The sequence below is a fragment of the Pseudochrobactrum sp. B5 genome, assembly GCF_001939785.1.
Taxonomy (GTDB): domain Bacteria; phylum Pseudomonadota; class Alphaproteobacteria; order Rhizobiales; family Rhizobiaceae; genus Pseudochrobactrum; species Pseudochrobactrum saccharolyticum.
Genome location: NZ_MOYL01000001.1, coordinates 140,487 through 159,085, shown reverse-complemented (window position 1 = coordinate 159,085; position 18,599 = coordinate 140,487). Strand labels below are relative to the sequence as shown.

Annotated in this window: 18 protein-coding genes; 8 read left to right on the top strand and 10 right to left on the bottom strand. The window is 47.6% G+C overall.

Annotated elements, in window-relative coordinates; genetic code table 11:
* Window positions 1-5 precede the first annotated feature (5 nt).
* Window positions 6-1,313 (top strand): ATP-dependent protease ATPase subunit HslU, encoded by a 1,308-nt coding sequence (hslU, locus tag BKD14_RS00790; protein WP_075653920.1) that lies wholly within the window; start codon window positions 6-8, stop codon window positions 1,311-1,313.
* A 181-nt stretch (window positions 1,314-1,494) separates the two neighbouring features.
* Window positions 1,495-2,463 carry a DUF1402 family protein gene (locus tag BKD14_RS00785; RefSeq protein ID WP_083646729.1) on the top strand — a complete coding sequence of 323 codons (969 nt, stop codon included), beginning with the start codon at window positions 1,495-1,497 and terminating at the stop codon, window positions 2,461-2,463.
* A 215-nt stretch (window positions 2,464-2,678) separates the two neighbouring features.
* On the opposite strand, the gene BKD14_RS00780 is transcribed toward BKD14_RS00785, so the two are convergent.
* The 4 genes from BKD14_RS00780 to BKD14_RS00765 form a co-directional block, all read right to left on the bottom strand.
* The gene (locus BKD14_RS00780) at window positions 2,679-3,056 is read right to left on the bottom strand and encodes a helix-turn-helix transcriptional regulator (protein ID WP_022709150.1); all 378 of its coding nucleotides are present in this window, start codon (window positions 3,054-3,056) and stop codon (window positions 2,679-2,681) included.
* Window positions 3,053-3,742: a Smr/MutS family protein gene (locus BKD14_RS00775; RefSeq protein ID WP_083646839.1), complete on the bottom strand. Its 690-nt coding sequence runs from the start codon at window positions 3,740-3,742 to the stop codon at window positions 3,053-3,055. Before BKD14_RS00775 ends, BKD14_RS00780 begins: the two co-directional genes overlap by 4 nt.
* A 58-nt stretch (window positions 3,743-3,800) precedes the next feature.
* Entirely contained in the window at window positions 3,801-4,916 is a 1,116-nt protein-coding gene (locus BKD14_RS00770; RefSeq protein ID WP_075653919.1) for an MltA domain-containing protein, read from the bottom strand.
* Window positions 4,917-4,978: 62 nt separating this feature from the next.
* Window positions 4,979-5,683 carry a Tim44/TimA family putative adaptor protein gene (locus tag BKD14_RS00765; protein ID WP_022709147.1) on the bottom strand — a complete coding sequence of 235 codons (705 nt, stop codon included), beginning with the start codon at window positions 5,681-5,683 and terminating at the stop codon, window positions 4,979-4,981.
* A gap of 489 nt (window positions 5,684-6,172) precedes the next feature.
* On the opposite strand from BKD14_RS00765, the gene BKD14_RS00760 reads away from it, so the two are divergent.
* Together BKD14_RS00760 and secB are read left to right on the top strand one after the other, a co-directional pair.
* The gene (locus BKD14_RS00760; protein WP_022709145.1) at window positions 6,173-6,715 is read left to right on the top strand and encodes an FxsA family protein; all 543 of its coding nucleotides are present in this window, start codon (window positions 6,173-6,175) and stop codon (window positions 6,713-6,715) included.
* Window positions 6,716-7,039: 324 nt separating this feature from the next.
* Window positions 7,040-7,525 (top strand): protein-export chaperone SecB, encoded by a 486-nt coding sequence (secB, locus tag BKD14_RS00755; protein ID WP_022709144.1) that lies wholly within the window; start codon window positions 7,040-7,042, stop codon window positions 7,523-7,525.
* A 69-nt stretch (window positions 7,526-7,594) separates the two neighbouring features.
* Here secB and dnaQ read toward each other — a convergent pair whose 3' ends face one another.
* The 5 genes from dnaQ to BKD14_RS00730 all read right to left on the bottom strand — a co-directional run bounded on the left by dnaQ (window position 7,595) and on the right by BKD14_RS00730 (window position 11,302).
* Window positions 7,595-8,296, bottom strand: a complete 702-nt coding sequence (dnaQ, locus tag BKD14_RS00750; RefSeq protein WP_022709836.1) for a DNA polymerase III subunit epsilon — start codon at window positions 8,294-8,296, stop codon at window positions 7,595-7,597.
* Between the two features lie 19 nt (window positions 8,297-8,315).
* The gene (gene coaE, locus BKD14_RS00745; RefSeq protein ID WP_075653918.1) at window positions 8,316-8,906 is read right to left on the bottom strand and encodes a dephospho-CoA kinase; all 591 of its coding nucleotides are present in this window, start codon (window positions 8,904-8,906) and stop codon (window positions 8,316-8,318) included.
* An 11-nt stretch (window positions 8,907-8,917) separates the two neighbouring features.
* Window positions 8,918-9,769, bottom strand: a complete 852-nt coding sequence (locus tag BKD14_RS00740) for a shikimate dehydrogenase (protein ID WP_075653917.1) — start codon at window positions 9,767-9,769, stop codon at window positions 8,918-8,920.
* Complete coding sequence (locus BKD14_RS00735) at window positions 9,762-10,361, bottom strand: Maf-like protein (protein WP_022709833.1); 600 nt, start codon at window positions 10,359-10,361, stop codon at window positions 9,762-9,764. The genes BKD14_RS00740 and BKD14_RS00735 overlap by 8 nt, the downstream gene beginning before the upstream one ends.
* A 110-nt stretch (window positions 10,362-10,471) precedes the next feature.
* Window positions 10,472-11,302: a pyruvate, water dikinase regulatory protein gene (locus BKD14_RS00730; protein WP_075654708.1), complete on the bottom strand. Its 831-nt coding sequence runs from the start codon at window positions 11,300-11,302 to the stop codon at window positions 10,472-10,474.
* Between the two features lie 423 nt (window positions 11,303-11,725).
* Here BKD14_RS00730 and hemE point away from each other — a divergent pair, with 423 nt between their 5' ends.
* The 3 genes from hemE (at window position 11,726) to rho (ending at window position 14,791) form a co-directional block, all read left to right on the top strand.
* Window positions 11,726-12,751, top strand: a complete 1,026-nt coding sequence (gene hemE, locus BKD14_RS00725; protein WP_022709831.1) for a uroporphyrinogen decarboxylase — start codon at window positions 11,726-11,728, stop codon at window positions 12,749-12,751.
* Window positions 12,751-13,281, top strand: coding sequence for a protoporphyrinogen oxidase HemJ (hemJ, locus tag BKD14_RS00720; protein ID WP_075653916.1), 531 nt, complete (start codon window positions 12,751-12,753; stop codon window positions 13,279-13,281). Before hemE ends, hemJ begins: the two co-directional genes overlap by 1 nt.
* Window positions 13,282-13,525: 244 nt before the next feature.
* The gene (gene rho / locus BKD14_RS00715; protein ID WP_022709829.1) at window positions 13,526-14,791 is read left to right on the top strand and encodes a transcription termination factor Rho; all 1,266 of its coding nucleotides are present in this window, start codon (window positions 13,526-13,528) and stop codon (window positions 14,789-14,791) included.
* Window positions 14,792-14,951: 160 nt separating this feature from the next.
* Here the strand turns inward: rho and BKD14_RS00710 are convergent, their stop codons facing one another.
* Complete coding sequence (locus BKD14_RS00710; protein WP_075653915.1) at window positions 14,952-16,976, bottom strand: thioredoxin domain-containing protein; 2,025 nt, start codon at window positions 16,974-16,976, stop codon at window positions 14,952-14,954.
* A gap of 91 nt (window positions 16,977-17,067) precedes the next feature.
* Between BKD14_RS00710 and mnmE the strand changes: the two genes are divergently transcribed.
* Complete coding sequence (gene mnmE, locus BKD14_RS00705) at window positions 17,068-18,396, top strand: tRNA uridine-5-carboxymethylaminomethyl(34) synthesis GTPase MnmE (protein WP_075653914.1); 1,329 nt, start codon at window positions 17,068-17,070, stop codon at window positions 18,394-18,396.
* Window positions 18,397-18,599: the final 203 nt, after the last annotated feature.

The following is an 18,599-nucleotide window of genomic DNA, read 5'->3' as shown; positions in this document are numbered from 1 at the left end:
TAAATATGACCACATTTTCTCCACGTGAAATCGTCTCTGAGCTTGATCGCTTCATTATCGGTCAGAAAGCTGCCAAGCGCGCTGTTGCTATTGCCCTGCGCAATCGCTGGCGCCGTCAGCAGCTGGAAGGCAATATGCGCGAAGAAGTGATGCCGAAAAATATTCTGATGATCGGACCAACCGGCGTCGGTAAAACGGAGATTTCACGCCGTCTTGCCAAGCTGGCCGGTGCGCCTTTCATCAAGGTTGAAGCAACAAAATTCACTGAAGTCGGCTATGTCGGCCGCGATGTGGAACAGATCATCCGTGATCTGGTGGAAATCGCCATTGGCCTCGTGCGCGAGAAAAAGCGCGAAGAGGTGAAAGCCAAAGCCCATATCAATGCGGAAGAACGCGTATTGGACGCATTGGTCGGCAAAACTGCCAGCCCTGCGACCCGTGACAGTTTCCGCAAGAAACTGCGCGAAGGCGATCTCGATGATAAAGAAATCGAGATTGAACTGGCAGATAACAGCTCCGGTATGCCCGGTTTTGAAATTCCGGGCATGCCAGGCGCTAATATCGGCATGATCAATTTAAGCGATATGCTGGGCAAAGCCATGGGCGGGCGGACAAAGCCGCGCAAAACCACGGTTAAAGAATCTTATGCGCTGCTGATTAATGATGAATCCGACAAGCTGCTCGATCAGGATCAGGTGACACAGGAAGCACTGGAAGTCACCCAGAATGACGGTATCGTTTTCCTTGACGAGATCGACAAGATCGCATCCCGTGAAGGCGGTATGGGGGCAGGGGTTTCCCGCGAAGGCGTGCAGCGCGATCTGTTGCCGCTTGTCGAAGGTACCACCGTTGCGACCAAATACGGGCCGGTTAAAACCGACCATATCCTGTTTATCGCTTCGGGCGCTTTCCATGTTTCCAAACCATCCGATCTGTTGCCGGAATTGCAGGGACGTCTGCCGATCCGTGTTGAACTGAATGCTCTGACACGCGAAGATTTCCGCTCAATCCTGACGGAAACCGAAGTCAGCCTGCTGAAACAATATGTGGCGCTGATGGCGACAGAAGAGGTGACGCTGGAAATCACCGACGATGCCATTGATGCGCTTGCGGATATTGCCGTTGATCTCAATTCAACCATTGAGAATATCGGTGCACGTCGTCTGCAAACGGTAATGGAAAAAGTATTGGATGATATTTCATTCAATGCACCGGATAAAAGCGGCTCCACTTTCACCGTGGATGCAGCTTATGTGCGTAGCAGCATCGGTGATCTGGCCAAGAATATCGACCTGTCACGCTTCATCCTTTAATACGGATATAAGCCGACTATAAGCATTGTGTGACATTCACACATCATATGCAGTTAAGTTTTTGAAACCCTCTCGACTTGTGCGCGAGGGTTTCATATTTTCTGCGCGAAGTTAAAATGCCGTGCTTTCCTGAAATTCCCATTCAGCAGGACAAGCAAATGCGAACGGAGCAAAAATACCTATGAACCTCGGCAACAATTTTAAACGGATAGCAATTGCTGCCGGAACAGGTTTTTTTGCGCTGACACTCGTCTCCAATGCACAGGCTACAACTGTTGTGCCGGCCGGTAACCGCAATGCCGAGCAGCCGACTATTCCCGGCGCTTCCGCCAATCGCACCAAAAAAATGCGCACGACTTATGAAGCCAAATATCAGAAAATCTACGGATTGCTGAAATCGGATCGTGGCTTGCGCACCAAAATCAAATCGGCGGCCGCAGCCTATAATATTGATCCCGTGCATATTGCCGGTGCGATTATCGGCGAGCACACCTATAATGTTGATGCCTATGACCAGCTGCAGACCTATTATGTCAAAGCTATTTCCTATGTGAAACAAGGCGTCAGCTTCAGCTATAAAGGTGAATCTGTCAGCGATTTCATCAAACGCCCTGAATTTGAGAAATGTGCGGGTCTGTCAGATAGTTATTCCCTCTGGACCTGCCGTGAAAATATCTGGGACAGCAAATTCCGCGGCAAAAAAATTGACGGTAATGCCTATCCGAATAACCGCTTCGCTGCCGTGTTTTTCCAGCCTTTCTATGCAGGTCAGACCTTTGGTCTTGGTCAGATCAGCCCGCTGACGGCTTTGCAAATGTCTGACATGGTCAACCGCGTATCCGGCCTGCCGAAGCTCAGTGCCGATGATGGTGCACAGGTTTATAAAACCATTATGGACCCTGATTTGAGCCTGCACTATATGGCGGCGACCATCAAACATTCCATCACGGCTTATAATAAATATGCCGATTTCGATATTTCGAAAAATCCGGGTATTACCGCAACCCTGTATAATACCGGCGGGGCAGACAGCCGCGCCCGCGCTCTGGCGGCCATCAATGCAGGCAAACAAAATAAACAGCTGCCGCAGGAAAATTACTATGGCTGGCTGGTCAATTCCAAAATCGATGATCTGAAATCATTATTTTAAATTGAGGTTTCAGAGCGTGTCGCGTTTAATTGTATCCGCTGCGCGCGCTGTCTTCTTGTTTTTACGCATGTCGTTATCGGAAAACCGGTGCCCGCTTTCCACGACATGCTCTAGAGCGGTTTACATTCAGATTGGATCACAGCGCTCGCTCTAGATTCTTTATTTGGTCGCATTATCACGGACGTCAAGTTGATCCAACTTGACTGTGAAATGCTCTAACGCAGGCTGCGGTGTTTTTTATGAGCCAGCCGCAGCGTTGTGCTAAGGCTTTCGATCATATTCCTGTCCAGAATACGGATATGATTAGCCAAGAGATTAGCCAGTTCTGTAGCCTCCGGCGACAGGCCAGAAGTGTCGATTGTCACACGCGGATGCGAGATCATTGCCAGATTTTGCAATTCCTCTGCCTCATCCCAGATAATATTGAAATAACCGATAATTCTTTGCAGCAGATCCCATGTCGGCTGACCGCGGCGCCCGTGCTCCAGTGCTGAAAGATAGGCGGCTGACACGCGGATAGCTGTTGCCATTTCCTTCTGGCTGACACCGCGTTCCTCACGCAATTTCCGTAAACGCTGACCAAATGGTGTCATGATAATGGCCGCTTTCCTGACGGGAAGGACTGGCGCTCTGCGAGCTTCTCAGCCGGTGTTTTGCGCAGCCTGACATAGAGCGCACCTTGACCGCCGTGATGGCGCACAGCATCCTCATAGGCGCTCACATAGAGGCGGAAGAGGGGCGTGGAGAACCAATGCGGCACAGCCTGTTTTAACACGCCGTCACTGCCCATGGATGTGCCTTTGCCGGTAATCACCAAGACAAAGCGCAGACCTCTGTGCCAGGCATCTGAGAGGAAACCATATAGCAGATCATGCGCTTCATGCTGGCGCATACCATGCAGATCGATCCGTGCCTGAATTTCAACGCGCCCCTTGGCAATCTTACGGATTGTCGGCCGGTCGATATCGTGAAGCGGATTGGTGACCACTTCCTGTTTTTTACGGCTTTGCAGAGATGTTTCACCGGCTGCTTTGGCAACAGACGCTTTGACCGGCTCGGCCTCCACACGCTGCGGAATATTGATGCCATTCTCAATATCCCACAGATGCATATCCTCGATCACAAAGGCCTGTCGTGGCTTAACAGGACGCAAAGGACGGGTTGTGCGTGCAACTGTTTCCCAGAGAATACGATCCTCATTTTTGAGAAAGCCAGAATTCTGTTTTGATAAAACCTCAGCCGGATCAGGTTCCAATTTCGGATTTTTTGGTATTTTCATTGTATTTTTATCCGAAATGCGCGTGGCAGAGCGCTTATTCTTTTTGTGTTTCATAATGCTAATCCGCCACCTTTTTTCGGGGAACCAGCATTATAAAATCAGCATCATGGCGTATTCCGCCGGCAAGCGCGCCAGCCGCATCGCCGGAACCGAAAAACAGATCGCCGCGGGCAGGGCCAAGAATGGCTGATCCGGTATCCTGAGCAATCATCAAATGACGAAAAACCTCGCCATTTTCTAAATTCTTATGTGTGTTTATGAAAAACGGCGTGCCAAAGCAATGATATTTACGATCCACCGCCAGTGATCTTTGTGCGGTCAAAGGTACTTTGGCAGCCGCCACCGGCCCGGATAAAGGATCATCCACAGGAGCTTCACGGAAGAAAATATAAGACCGATTATGCCACAGAATTTCATCAATACGGGCAGGGTGCTCTGCCAACCATTGCCGGATCGACTGCATAGTAACCTTTGCAGGTTCCAGCTCGCCTTTATCAATCAGAACCCGTCCTGCACCGGTAAAGCCATGTCCTGACTTAGCCGCATAGGTCAGGCGCATTTGCGTGCTATCGTCAAAATTCAGACGCACAGCACCTTGTACATGAGCAAAATAGGCATCCACTCTATTGGCTACATAGGCAATTTCCAGACCTTGCCCTGCCAATGCTCCCTCATCAATCGCCTGCCGGTCAAAATATTCGCTAATCTGCTCACGATCAAACCGGCCAAAAGCCATGTCCTCAGGCAAATTTTTCGGACGGTTATCCGCATCCAGCTTGATGAGATCTGGCGGCTTTCGATAAAACGGCACTGAATATTGTGCAGTTTTTACACGGGAAGCAGCAATTTCCGGTTCGTAAAAACCGGTTACAAAACCGGTTTTCCGGTCATGGGGAATGATTTTAACGGGATAAAAGCAGCGCTCAAAGAATGCACGCGCTGTCTGCCGGTCAATTTGTTGTGCCGCCGCCAATGAGCGGGCCTGCGCAAAAACAGGCACAAGGTCTTCAAATTGCGGGCCAAGACTACCGCTCTTATAGAGATGCGTTTCGGCATAGATGGCGGATTTCAAAAAAGCATTAAAAGCTGCAGCGTGATTATCTTCTGCCCAGCCAGCGCAATCGGTGAAATTGAGAAGCTCAGTGGAGCAGTGCGCAGCAGACAGATCTGACATAACACTGCTCCTCAAATATTTTTAAGTTCTGACACTTACCGATGCTGACCCAGTAACAAAGATTAATCTTCCGCTTCGGTTGCCACCAGTTTCCAGTTCGGATCGCGGTTTGCAGTGTTACGGGCAAAAGTCCAGACATCGCGGATTTCCGCAACTGTTTCCAGATCGCCGTCGATAATATTGCCTTGCTTGTCCTGTGTCGCAGAGATCATCTCGCTGACAATACGCACTGTAACCTGTGCATCTTTGCCTTTCATATCAGCCGCAATGATTTTTGCCTGATTGATACCGACAAAGGTAGAATTCACTTTTTCACCACGGGTTTCGCGCTCTTTAATCGCAGCATCAAAACCTTCGTAAACATCTTTGGAAAGCAGGTTTTTCAAAGTTTTACGATCGCCATCGGCAAAGGACAGCACAATCATCTCATAGGCCATTTTGGCACCGTTGAGGAATTCTTTCGGATCAAAACCGGCATCCTGTGCGCGAATATTGCGCAGGCCGTTGTTCAGCTCCGAGCCTTCCGGTGCCATTGCATCAATTGTTGTAAAATCTTTTGCCTGATTTTCAATTGTCTGACGTTGCGGCAGCGAAACAACGTTATCTTTCTGCTGCGACAGAGCGGCAGTATCATCCTGACGCGTTGTATAAGGATCAAAAGGCGGCCGCTCATTGCCTGTGCGTTTGCCCAATACACTGCGCAGCTGCAGGAAAATAATCACTGCAACAATGAAGAAAAAGAATGTGCCAAAACTGAAAAAATTCATACCGCTCGCCAATTATCTCCGCAGTGATCTGCCGGAACTCACAATGAACTTCTAGAGCATTTCCAGTTTAAATTGAATCATTATAAATGCTCTAGTCTTTTGTTTTTATGCGTATCTTGTTCCGAAAACCGGTTCCCACTTTTCGGGATGCACTCTAGCTATTCAGTTTCAGGTTTTGCCTGTACTGAAGAATTATACAATATCTTTTTTACAGAACATATTCTGAATATGCTGTACCAGACCGGATATTGTATAATTCTTCAGTACGGGCAATCTGCCAGATGTGCTGCAACCAGTTATTAAGACGGCTCAAAGATACCATAAAAACGCTATGTTTTGAAAAAATATATAGTTCACCGCATTCCGGCATTCAAATGCCAAACCGGAATTCTTATCTGTATATCCTGTTTAAAATCATAATCCGGCATATTTACGGTAAAATCCGTCCGTGCCGCTCCACTATCAAGAGGTTCATCACCCGTGACAAAAATGCTTGGTCCGATCAGCCTGCTGCTGTTTTTAGCCCTGCCATTTATAGAGATCGCCGGTTTTGTCATTGTCGGTTCAGAAATCGGTGTGCTGGCAACACTTGGTCTGATTATCCTCAGTGCGGTTCTGGGTTTTGCATTATTGCGTCGTCAGGGTCTGAGCCTGCTTAACCAGATGAAAGCGGAAACCGCCGCAGGGCGTGCACCGCAACGTGAAATCATTCACGGAACCTTGCTGATTTTTGCCGGTATTTTGCTGATTATTCCGGGATTTCTGACCGATATTATCGGACTTTTGCTGTTTATCCCGTTTGTCCGCGACCTGATCTGGAATCGTTTTTTACGTAACCGTGTGGTGATGGCGACTGATTTTCAGGCAGGCAGCGCCAGCTATCAACATTACGGGCAAAGACATACGCCACAGGATGACGATATTATTGATCTCGACCCTGAGGATTATTCCAGTTCATCGGATGAGGACAAAAAGAGTAAGAACTCTCCCTGGGGTACAGATCCGAAAGAGATTGAAGACAACAGAAAATGAATATGCGGCGTGAAAACCGCAGAACAGCATAATTTATTGCCGGTACTGCGTTTTTACGCCTGTCTTTTTAGTATTATCAAATAATGCGCCGCGTTATTGCCTGTAAAAGGTACATATGCTAGCCAAAAGACACATGTTTCGGATTGCTTTTGCAACAGCCATTGTTTTCTGAAATCAGGGGTTCAATTTTATGGTTCAATTGCTTCTTGCGAAGTTTGTTTTACAATAAAATTGTATAAGCTTTCAAAGTGTTACAGCACAAATCATGTGTTGTCATACTGTTCGACGGTCTGTCGATCATCGTTAACAAAAAGGTATATGATAATGGCAGAGACGCCAAACGAAGCACAGAACGGTAACGGTAGTGCACAGCCATCCCTCAACATTCTGGCTCAGTATATCAAGGATTTTTCCTTTGAAAGCCCGAATGCACCGCTTTCCCTGCGTCCGCGTGAAAATGCGCCAAACATCAGCATCAATGTTAATGTGAACGCAAATCCGATCGCTGAAGGCGATTTTGACGTTGTTCTGACCCTGACCGCACAGGCCGGTGAAGGCAAAGAAGTTCTGTTCAGCACAGAACTGGTTTATGGCGGCGTTTTCCGCATTCAGAACATTCCGCAGGAACATATGCTGCCGATCCTGTTCATCGAATGCCCGCGTCTGCTGTTCCCGTTTGCCCGTCAGATCATTGCTGATGCAACACGCAATGGTGGCTTCCCGCCGCTGATGATCGACCCGATCGATTTCGCCACCATGTTCCAGCAGCGTATGGCTGAAGAACAGGCAAAAGCTCAGGTTAAAAACTAAGCTATCTGAAGAGTTTTAAAAAGCCGCTGCGTCTCAGACACAGCGGCTTTTTTATTTTCTAAGCAATAATCAGTTCAGATATTTTTTCCAGATTGCCTTATCACCCATTTTATCAATGAGCTTCTGATGCGCAGCAAGATCATCAGCAGTCAGGCGTGAGGGCAGGGGCTGAGGACGCGCTTTCAGAACAATCTCTGCAACAGGTTCATTGCCGTTCTTGTCTTCATTGGCAGATTGTACGCTCAGACCCAAAGATGTCTGACGGCCGCCGAGCAGCTCAATATAAACTTCCGCCAGCAATTCTGTATCGAGCAATGCACCGTGCAATTTACGATGCGCATTATCGACGCCATAGCGCTTACACAGTGCATCCAGCGTGTTTGGCCCCATTGGGTGCTTGCGTCGCGCCAAAGCCAGCGTATCGATCACCACGTCGGTAGAAATCGGTGTCCGGTCAATCCGCTCCAGTTCGGCATTCAGAAAGCCGATATCGAACATCGCATTATGCGCGACCAGTTTTGCGCCTTCGATAAAAGTCAGAAACTCGTCCGCAATTTCAGGAAAGGTCGGCTTATCCAGCAGACTTTCATCGGTAATACCATGAACAGCCAATGCGTCCGGATGAACCTTTTTGCCCTGCGGATTGATATAGATATGAAATGTTTTGCCGGTGATGAATTTATTCACCATCTCGATACAGCCGATTTCAATCACCCGGTCTTCATTTTTCTCAAGGCCGGTGGTTTCCGTATCGAAAACAATCTCGCGCATAGTTCGTCCTGTAAATTGCTTATACAGCTGTGTTTAACAGCTTTTTTAAAATCTCTGAAACTTGCTGACGGGCAAATTCTTTGTCCTGCCCCGTATCAACAATAAAATCGGCTTTTGCGCGTTTTTCAGCATCCGGCATCTGACGCGCCAGAATAGACTGAAATTTCTCTTCCGTCATATTCTCTCGGGAAAGCACCCGTTCCCGTTGCATTTCATAAGGTGCACTGACCACAAGGATTTTATCCACACGGTTCGTTCCGCCGGTTTCAAACAGCAGCGGAATATCCAGAACCACCAGCTTAGCACCTTTGACCTCAGCATCGCGCAAAAACTGCTGTTCTTTAGCATGGACGAGCGGATGAACAATGTTCTCAAGCTTTTTAAGCTCATCCGGCTTGCCCAGAACACTGGCCGACAGGATTTTACGATCAACTTGTCCGCCAATAACAGCTTCAGGAAAAGCTTCCGCAATCAGCGGCACGGCTTCAGACTGATAAAGCTGATGGACGACCGCATCGGCATCATAAACCGGCACACCTCTATCCGCAAAAATCTGTGCGGTTGTGGATTTCCCCATGCCGATTGAGCCTGTCAGTCCAAGCTTTATCATAAGTCTGCCTATCAAGATTTTTGAACATCATTCAATATGATCTGACGCAGTTCATCTGTCACCTCAGGACGCACGCCGAACCAGTGTTCAAAGCCCGGCACTGCCTGATGCAGCAACATGCCAAGACCATCAACACAGCGTAATCCAGCCTGACGCGCCTGAGCCAAAAACGGTGTTTCCAAAGGAATATAGACAATATCCGTTGCAACCGCACCGGCTTTGGCTGCAGAGAAATCAAGCGGAAAGGCCTCTGCCTCGCCATGACCGCTCATGCCCAGTGAAGTTGTATTCACAATCACATCGGCAGAGCTGACAAAGCCTTGTGCCTGATCCCATCCTGCCGCTTCAATTTTTGAACCAAAATGATCAGATAATGCCTGCGCCCGTTCCACAGTACGGTTCACTACAATAATTTTCTCAAATCCACGATTCAGCAAAGCATAAAGTATCGCGCGGCTGGCACCGCCTGCGCCCAGAACCAAAGCCGTTTTGCCGCCTTTGTCCCAATCCGGCAATTGCGCATCGAGATTTGCGGCAAAACCATAGGCGTCCGTATTGCCGCCATTGAGCTTGTTTTCCGCATCTATCCACAGCGTATTCACAGCCCCGATGGCCTCTGCGGCGGCATCACGTTTTTCACATAATGCAAAGGCCGCTTCCTTATGCGGAATCGTCACATTCCCGCCGCTTAAGCCTTGTTCTGCAAGGGTTTTAGCAAAATGCGGAAAGTTCTCAGGGCTGTTTTCAATAGCCTTATAAGAGCCGGTCAAACCATAGCGCTGCAGCCAGTAATTATGAATTAAAGGCGAGCGCGAATGTTTAATCGGAAAACCGGTTACAAAAGCCTGTTTCATCTCAGCCATCAATAATTCCTCTGGCACGCAATTCTTTCAGCAAAGGCAGTAATGGCAGGCCGACAATGGTGAAATAATCACCGTCTATTTTGTCGAAAAGCTGAATGCCTTCACCCTCAACCTGATAAGCACCGACACTGGAAAGCGCAATATCACCGACCCGCGCCAGATGACGGCCGATAAAGCCCGGCTCCAGATGACGCATTGTCATATTGGCAACTGAAACATGGCGCCATACGGTCTGGCCGTTTTGCACCAGCACCACCGCGCTGTTCAGCTGATGGGTTTTACCGGACAAAGCCAATAAATGACGGCGCGCACCGTCCATATCCGCAGGCTTGTGAAAAATTTCATTGCCGAGTGATAATGTCTGATCGCAGCCGATAATCAGTGCATGCGGAAAACGTTCACTCACTTCTTCCGCTTTGGTTTCTGCAAGGATCAGCGCCACGTCTTCCGGCGTTGCACCGGTTTCATAAAGCGGTGCCTCCACAGCGCGCTCATCAATATTGGCTTTCTGTGATGTAAACTGAATGCCCGCATTTTTTAAAAGTGCTGCACGAAAAGGGCTTTGAGAAGCAAGGATCAAAGGCAGTGCCATATTGAAAACTCCGTTCAAATATCAAAAACTCACTGCCATATACGCAGCTCAAAATACTTCTCTGAAGAATATCAGATATTTCACTACACAGCACAGTGAAAAAATACCTATCAATCATCCGATCTTACACGCGGGCGCAGAGCCAGAATAGCTGCGGCTGTCTCTTCAATCGAACGACGCGTCACATCAATCACCGGCCAGTTATTGCGCTCACAAATATTGCGCGCATAGGCCAGCTCCTGCGCAATATTGATACGATCCGTATAGCTTTCCGTATCCAGCCCCGGAGACGTACCCAGCAAACGGTTCTGGCGGATGTGAGAAATACGCTCGGCACTGGCAATCAGCCCGACAACAAGCGGCTTTTTCACATGGAGCAGCGCTTCCGGCAGCGGTATGCCTAAAACCAACGGAATATTGGCAGTTTTGATACCGCGATTGGCAAGATAAATACTGGTCGGTGTTTTGGATGTGCGGGAAATGCCGATCAGAATAATATCGGCTTCTTCCAGATCCGGCGGCAATTGCCCGTCATCATGTTCCATCGTGAAATTCAGCGCATCAATCCGGCGGAAATAATCGGCGTCCAGCACATGCTGCGCACTGGCACGGCGATGGGCAGGCGCACCGAGATAGGATTGAAAAGTTGCCAGCACCGGTTCCAGCACCGAGACGCTTGGAATACCCATCTGCGAGCAGGCTTCATCAATCTTCAAAGCCAGTTTCTGATCCACCACTGTGTAGAGAACAATGCCCGGTTCGGCATCAATATTCTCCAGAATTTTAGCCAGCTGTTTCTCGGTACGGATCAGCGGATACATATGCTCAATCGCCCGCGCATGGCTGTATTGAGCGGCCGCCGCACGGCCTGCTGCAAGGAGAGTCTCTCCTGTTGCATCTGAAATCAGATGAAGATGAAAGTAAGAAAGAGTCTTTGTCACAGATTTCTCACATCCCTGTTGATGGCTGTGTGTAAAAAGTACCGGCTCAGAGACGTCTTTCTTTGCCTGTTGATTTAAACAGGATTCATCCACAGCGCGCCGGACTGTATATTCGTGACAATAAACACTGTGGGTAACAGGAGCAATTCAAACTTGCACGGAATTCATTCAATGGTTTTCCACAGGATAGCTTTAGTGATATTTCCAATAAGTTACGGTTTTTATTGAGAAATTTTTGGTCGCATTGCTTTTTCCCGTTTGATGGGCAATTTATCCACATCAGCCGGTTTTCATGATCGTCCTGTGGGAAAACTCAGGGAAACATTTAATCCCCGTTATCAACAGACTCTAAGAATCATAAGAATCCAAAAATCATCACTTTCTTTATGGGATAACCGGGGAAAACCGGTGTGGGTAAATCGCATGACACGTAAAGTTCTGAACGTTCTCAAAGGTGAAACCGTCTTTCCACCACCAATCTGGATGATGAGACAAGCAGGACGTTATCTGCCGGAATATCGCCAGACACGGCAGCAGGCAGGAAGCTTTCTTGATCTGTGCTATAATCCTGAACTGGCAACGGAAGTGACACTTCAGCCTATCCGCCGTTATGGCTTTGATGCAGCCATTCTCTTTTCAGATATTCTTGTCATCCCTCACGTTCTTGGACGTGACCTTCGCTTTGAAGAAGGAAGGGGGCCTTTAATGACACCTGTGACAGTTGATGAAATCAAAGATCTCGACATTACAGGTAAAGCAGCCAAATTAAGCGCTGTTTATGAAACCGTCAGCCGTTTGCGCGAACAATTGCCTAATGAAACCACGCTGCTCGGATTTTGCGGTGCTCCGTGGACTGTTGCCACCTATATGATTGCCGGCCACGGCACACCGGATCAGGCACCGGCACGTTTGTTTGCCTATCAGCACCGCGATGTTTTCATCAAGCTGCTGACTGATCTTGCAGATATTTCCGCTGAATATCTGATTGAACAGCTTAATTGCGGTGCCGATGCAGTTCAGATTTTCGATTCATGGTCCGGCGTTTTAGATGAAGATTGCTTTGAAGATTTCTGTATCAAGCCGGTTGCCCGCATTGTTAAAAAAGTCCGTGAAACCCATCCTGATGCAGTGATTATCGGTTTTCCGAAAGGGGCAGGGATGCTCTATCGGGATTACCGCGCCAAAACCGGCGTCAATGCTCTGGGACTGGACTGGTCTGTGCCTTTGACCTTTGCTCAAGGATTACAGCAACAGGGCGCTGTACAGGGCAATCTCGACCCGTTGCGTGTGGTTGCCGGTGGCAAAGCTCTGGATGAAGGTATTGATGTCATTCTTGAGAAGCTGGGGCAGGGACCGCTGATCTTTAATCTCGGTCATGGCATCACACCGCAGGCGCCGCTCGAAAATGTCGCTCAAATGGTCAACCGTATCCGTCAGGCAGGTGCATAATGGATAAATCCGGCACAAATACAGGCAATCCTGCTGTGAGAGCAGTGATTGCTGTCGCTATCACTGCCATTGCAGCCTATGCGTTGTTTTTTGCGACAACTGATGCAGCCTATCTCTGGATCAAAGCATTTCATATTATTGCTGTGATCGCATGGATGGCGGGCATGTTATATCTGCCGCGGCTTTTTGTGTATCACAGTCAGGAAAAGTCCGGATCACAAGCATCCGAAACTTTTAAAATCATGGAACGCCGGTTGCTGCGCTATATCATCAATCCGGCGATGATTGTGACCTGGGTTTTAGGCCTGTGGCTGGCGTGGAAAATCTTTGAATTCCGCGGCGGCTGGCTGCATGGCAAGATTTTGCTGGTTGTTTTGCTGTCCGGTCTGCACGGCTATCTTTCCAAGAGCGTGCGGATGTTTGCTCAGGATAAAAATACCAAATCGACCAAACATTGGCGCATTGTGAATGAAATTCCGACAGTTCTGATGATTTTGATCGTCATTCTGGTTGTCGTAAAGCCGTTCTGATCCCTATATAAGAATAAGAAATTACGCTTTGAGCGCTGTTCAGAGCGTAATTTCCCTCTCTGAGACGATTTTATAGAGCTGCAGAGCGGTCTGCCTCTTGCTCAAATCACCGGAACCGGTTAAGGAAAGACACCTTCCTTCAAGAATAGCAGGTTTCCGATGCCGGTCATGCCCCTCATGACCATTATGAGCGCTCAACTGCATTTTTCTTTTTTCAATCTTTTATAATATGAGTTCCGCACCCATGCAGGAAATGAAACTACAAGATCTTAAGAACAAGACACCTGTCGATCTGCTCGCTCTCGCTGAAGAGCTGCAGGTTGAAAACGCCAGTGTTATGCGTAAACAGGAACTGATGTTCGCTATTCTGAAGAGCCTTGCCTCTCAGGAAGTTGAAATCATCGGTGAAGGTGTCGTCGAATTATTGCCGGACGGCTTTGGCTTCTTGCGTTCCGCAAATGCCAACTATCTGCCAGGTCCGGATGATATCTATATTTCTCCTTCGCAGATCCGCCGTTTTTCGCTGAAAACCGGTGATACGGTTGAAGGACCGATCCGCAGCCCGAAAGAAGGCGAACGTTATTTCGCACTTCTGAAAGTGAATACAATCAATTTTGAGGATCCGGAAAAGATCCGTCATAAAATCCATTTTGATAATCTGACACCGCTCTATCCGAATGAGCGTTTCAAAATGGAACTGGATGTTCCGACCAATAAAGACAATTCAGCCCGTGTGATCGATCTGGTTGCACCGCTTGGTAAAGGCCAGCGTGGTCTGATCGTGGCGCCGCCACGTACCGGTAAAACGGTTCTGCTGCAGAATATTGCGCATTCGATTACCGCCAATCATCCGGAATGCTATCTGATCGTCTTGCTGATTGACGAACGTCCTGAAGAAGTGACCGATATGCAGCGCTCGGTAAAGGGCGAAGTTGTATCTTCGACCTTTGATGAGCCGGCATCCCGTCACGTTCAGGTTGCCGAAATGGTGATTGAAAAGGCAAAACGCCTTGTTGAGCATGGCCGTGATGTGGTCATTCTGCTTGACTCGATCACCCGTCTCGGCCGCGCTTATAACACCGTAATTCCTTCATCCGGTAAGGTTCTGACCGGTGGTGTGGATGCGAATGCATTGCAGCGTCCGAAACGCTTCTTCGGTGCCGCCCGTAATATCGAAGAAGGCGGCTCGCTGACCATTATCGCAACCGCGTTGATCGATACCGGTTCGCGTATGGATGAAGTTATCTTTGAAGAATTCAAGGGTACCGGTAACTCGGAAATCGTGCTTGACCGCAAAGTTGCTGATAAGCGCATCTTCCCTGCGATGGATATTCTCAAGTCCGGTACACGTAAGGAAGATCTGCTGGTACCGCGTCAGGATCTGCAGAAAATCTTTGTTCTGCGTCGTATTCTTTCGCCAATGGGTACAACCGATGCGATTGAATTCCTGATCGATAAGCTGAAGCAGACGAAGAATAATGCTGAATTCTTCGATTCAATGAATACGTAATTTGTTTCATTATGCTGATATTAAAAACGCCGCCTCAAAAGGGCGGCGTTTTTGTTTAGAGCATTTCACAGTCAAGTTGGATCAACTTGACGGCTGTGATAATGCGACCAAATAAAGAATCTAGAGCGTGCGTTGTGTTTCAATCTGGAAATAAATCGCTCTAGAGCAGCTTCTCAAGATCAGCGGCATAATAGACCGGCGGTAAACAGACCTGATTGCGGCACAGAATGGCACAGGAGCGTTCGCCAGCCAGAGACAGGAAAGAAGCCCATTGCGGCTGCTGTGAGGCTTGGCTACGGCTTAGAATGATATCTATACGGCAAGGATCGGCATGACGTGATGCACAGCGGTATAAATCGTCATCTTTATTCTCAATAATCAGCACAAGCTTAACCGGATCAAGCAGTTGCACTGAGGCATTGAGAATTCCTGCTTGTCCATAAGCCATTGTTTGACCGCGCCCCAAGGCACGCTCTGCAAGTCTGTCGGCCTTTATTAAAAGCTCTTCATCCTCAGCTATCAGCGCCAGTCTTGTACAGGCTTCGATAATCTGGCTGGTGCTGCTTGGAATAGCTTCATCCTGATCGCCAAAAAGATAGAAAATCACATCATCATTATCCAAAGCTGTTAGCCGGTAATCACCATTCTGATCGAGATGGTGCTGATTAAGCGCGATCAGCAATGATTTGGCATCTTCAAGATAGTTTTGCTGCGGATCAGCCTGATAAAGCGACAAAGCTGCATTGATGAGTGCTGCATAATCAGAGGACAGGGCAGGGAGCTTTGATGCTGTCTTTGACCAGACATGGCTGATCGCTGCGCCTTGTTGAGGATATAATAGGTGATAGGTTGTTTTTGCGAGTTCCAGCCAATCGGTACGTTCAAAAACACGGGCAGCTTCAGCCAAAGCACGAATGAAATAGGCATTCCAGTCTGTCAGACATTTTTCATCGCGGCCGGGTCTGGTTCGCTGATTTCTGATGCCAAGCAGTTTTTCCCGCAGTGGTTTAAATATTTTATCATCTTCTTCGCTGAAATTCAGCATATCCAGCCGGTGAAGAATATTGCTGCCTTCCCAGTTTCCAGCAGGACTGACATTGTATTTTGTGATGAACTCAGGAGCATCTTCGCCGAGAATGGCCTCTATTTCTGACTGATCCCATATATAAAATTTGCCTTCAACACCTTCGCTGTCAGCATCAAGACCGGAGGCAAAACCACCATCAGGCAACACCATTTCAGATGACAACCATTGAATAACTTCTTCGATTCGAACCCGAAACAATGGATTATGCGTGCTGCTCCATGCCCACAGGCACTGCCTGATCGTCTGCGCATTATCATAAAGCATCTTTTCAAAATGCGGCACGAGCCAGAATGCATCGGTACTATAGCGGGCTAAGCCACCGGCAAGGTGGTCATAAATTCCGCCATTGAGCATTTTCTCCGTGCTGAGAATAAACAGATCATGATGCTGTTGTTGCTGGCTGATTTTCCATGATGTCCAGAGCATCGACATGAACGGAAAATTTGGAAATTTAGGTTGTCCGCTGAGACCGCCATATGTCGTATCAATACGTCTGGCTATTGTATCAGCATAGCGTTGGAAAGCGCTTTCATTATTCTCAGCAGGTTTAGCATCCGGTGTTAAAACAGTCTGCAAATGTGTTTTAAGCGCTGCCACATTGCCATTAATTCGCTCGCGGTCATTCTTCCATAAAGTGCCGAGGCTTTGAAGAATATCCATAAAGCCGGGCAGACGACCATTGGCATGTTTTGGAAAATATGTGCCACCCCAAAAAGCATCCCCCTGCGGCGTCAGAAAAATTGTGAGCGGCCAGCCACCTTGCTCTCCCATGGCTGTGAGGGCTGACATATAAATCTGGTCAATATCCGGTCGTTCTTCCCGATCCACCTTAATATTGATGAAATGCTCATTCATCAGTTGAGCAACTTGCTCATCCTCAAAACATTCATGCGCCATGACATGGCACCAGTGACAGGCGGAATAGCCGATCGAAAGCAAAATCGGCTTATCATGAATACGAGCGAGTTCGAGCGCTTCATTGTCCCAGAGCTGCCAGTTGACCGGATTTGCACTGTGCTGTTTCAAATATGTGCTGTTCGCTGTATGAAGGCGATTAGAGCTGGCATTGTTTTGTGTCGGGCTTTGCGTCGGGTTCATGGCTTTGCCTTTCCGATTTTCAAGCCGATACAGTAGTGCTTAAGGCAGCTAAAGAACGGCAATCATTCTCTTAACTTGTAACGGATTTTCGATGTCAGTGCAGTCTTTTCATCACGATACTATTTTTGCGCTTTCAAGCGGACGTTTGCCTTCGGGTGTAGCAATTATCAGATTATCAGGCCCACAAACTCGATTCATTACTGAAACTATCATTGGAAAATTGCCGGAAGCGCGAAAAGCCGTATTTAGTAATCTTAGAAGCAAAACAGGAGAAGTTCTGGACAGTGGATTGACACTCTTTTTTGAAGGCCCAAAGAGCTTTACCGGAGAAGATTGTGCGGAATTTCATATTCACGGCGGAATTGCTGTGGTGGAAAAATTTCTGGAAAGCCTGTCAGAATTTGAAAAATGCCGTTTAGCCGAAGCCGGAGAATTTACGCGTCGCGCATTTGCGAATGGCAAGATGGATTTGACGATGGCCGAAGGGCTGGCCGATCTGATTTCCGCTGAAACAGAAACGCAAAGACGTTTAGCGCAGCAAGTTGCTTCCGGCGCGCAACGCAATCTTTACATGGACTGGCGACAAAAACTCATTCAAGCGCGTGCATTTATCGAGGCGGAACTTGATTTTGCCGATGAAGGCGATGTACCGGGATCAGTATCGGATCGCGTCTGGAGTGAGATGCAGGATCTTAGTGTAAAGATTGAAAAGCATATTGAAGATGGCAAGCGCGGTTCGATGCTGCGTGACGGTTTTCATATTGTTATTATTGGCGCACCAAATGCCGGAAAATCCAGTTTGATGAATTTGTTAGCTGCACGTGATGTGGCAATTATTTCTGATGAAGCCGGCACAACACGCGATCTGCTTGAAGTGAAGCTAAATCTGAATGGCGTTGCAACTTATGTAACAGACACAGCCGGCATTCGGGAAACCTCCGGTAAAGTTGAACAGATTGGTATTCAGCGCGCAATGGATAAAGCTGCGGAAGCAGATTTGATTTTATACATAGAGGATATATCAAATCCCATCACGGTAGATATTTCTGAGTTCCAGACAGATATCTGGACGATTGGAAACAAAGCCGATCTTAAATCTGAAACCATACCAAACTATGATTATTTGATTTCTACCAAAAATAATGAAGGCATCAATAACCTTCTGGACAGGTTGAGTGCTTATATTTCAGAGAAAACAAAACTTCAAAACGATGTTGTTCCGACGCGCCGCAGACATATTGATTTATTAAATCAATGCAAATCTGAAATTGAGAAAGCCGTTAATTCGAAAACTCTACCATTGGAATTAAGAGCTGAAAATCTACGTATCGCCTCCCAACACCTTGGAAAAATTACCGGTGACGTAGACGTAGAGGATATTCTCGATCTCGTATTCTCTCAATTTTGTATCGGAAAATGATTCACGTGAAACAAATTTCATGATATAGACTGATTAACAATCAGAGATGTTTCACGTGAAACATTCTGTGGAATCTAAAAACATAATTTGACTCGATTGAATTATTCTGAGTCGACAGATTCCCACTTCTGAAATTCTTGTACACTCTTGAGTTATGTGTTCCCTTTTCAGAGAGAACATGAGAATGATGATTCACGTGAAAC

Coding starts and splice junctions, on each gene's coding strand:
- BKD14_RS00770 (WP_075653919.1), bottom strand. CDS start 4,916: ATGTCAGATCTGTCTGCTGCGCACTGCTCCACTGAGCTTCTCAATTTC.
- BKD14_RS00740 (WP_075653917.1), bottom strand. CDS start 9,769: ATGGCTGAGATGAAACAGGCTTTTGTAACCGGTTTTCCGATTAAACAT.
- BKD14_RS00785 (WP_083646729.1), top strand. CDS start 1,495: ATGAACCTCGGCAACAATTTTAAACGGATAGCAATTGCTGCCGGAACA.
- dnaQ (WP_022709836.1), bottom strand. CDS start 8,296: ATGCGCGAGATTGTTTTCGATACGGAAACCACCGGCCTTGAGAAAAAT.
- coaE (WP_075653918.1), bottom strand. CDS start 8,906: ATGATAAAGCTTGGACTGACAGGCTCAATCGGCATGGGGAAATCCACA.
- BKD14_RS00775 (WP_083646839.1), bottom strand. CDS start 3,742: ATGAAAATACCAAAAAATCCGAAATTGGAACCTGATCCGGCTGAGGTT.
- BKD14_RS00735 (WP_022709833.1), bottom strand. CDS start 10,361: ATGGCACTGCCTTTGATCCTTGCTTCTCAAAGCCCTTTTCGTGCAGCA.
- mnmE (WP_075653914.1), top strand. CDS start 17,068: ATGTCAGTGCAGTCTTTTCATCACGATACTATTTTTGCGCTTTCAAGC.
- BKD14_RS00765 (WP_022709147.1), bottom strand. CDS start 5,683: ATGAATTTTTTCAGTTTTGGCACATTCTTTTTCTTCATTGTTGCAGTG.
- hslU (WP_075653920.1), top strand. CDS start 6: ATGACCACATTTTCTCCACGTGAAATCGTCTCTGAGCTTGATCGCTTC.
- secB (WP_022709144.1), top strand. CDS start 7,040: ATGGCAGAGACGCCAAACGAAGCACAGAACGGTAACGGTAGTGCACAG.
- hemJ (WP_075653916.1), top strand. CDS start 12,751: ATGGATAAATCCGGCACAAATACAGGCAATCCTGCTGTGAGAGCAGTG.
- BKD14_RS00710 (WP_075653915.1), bottom strand. CDS start 16,976: ATGAACCCGACGCAAAGCCCGACACAAAACAATGCCAGCTCTAATCGC.
- BKD14_RS00780 (WP_022709150.1), bottom strand. CDS start 3,056: ATGACACCATTTGGTCAGCGTTTACGGAAATTGCGTGAGGAACGCGGT.
- hemE (WP_022709831.1), top strand. CDS start 11,726: ATGACACGTAAAGTTCTGAACGTTCTCAAAGGTGAAACCGTCTTTCCA.
- BKD14_RS00760 (WP_022709145.1), top strand. CDS start 6,173: ATGCTTGGTCCGATCAGCCTGCTGCTGTTTTTAGCCCTGCCATTTATA.
- rho (WP_022709829.1), top strand. CDS start 13,526: ATGCAGGAAATGAAACTACAAGATCTTAAGAACAAGACACCTGTCGAT.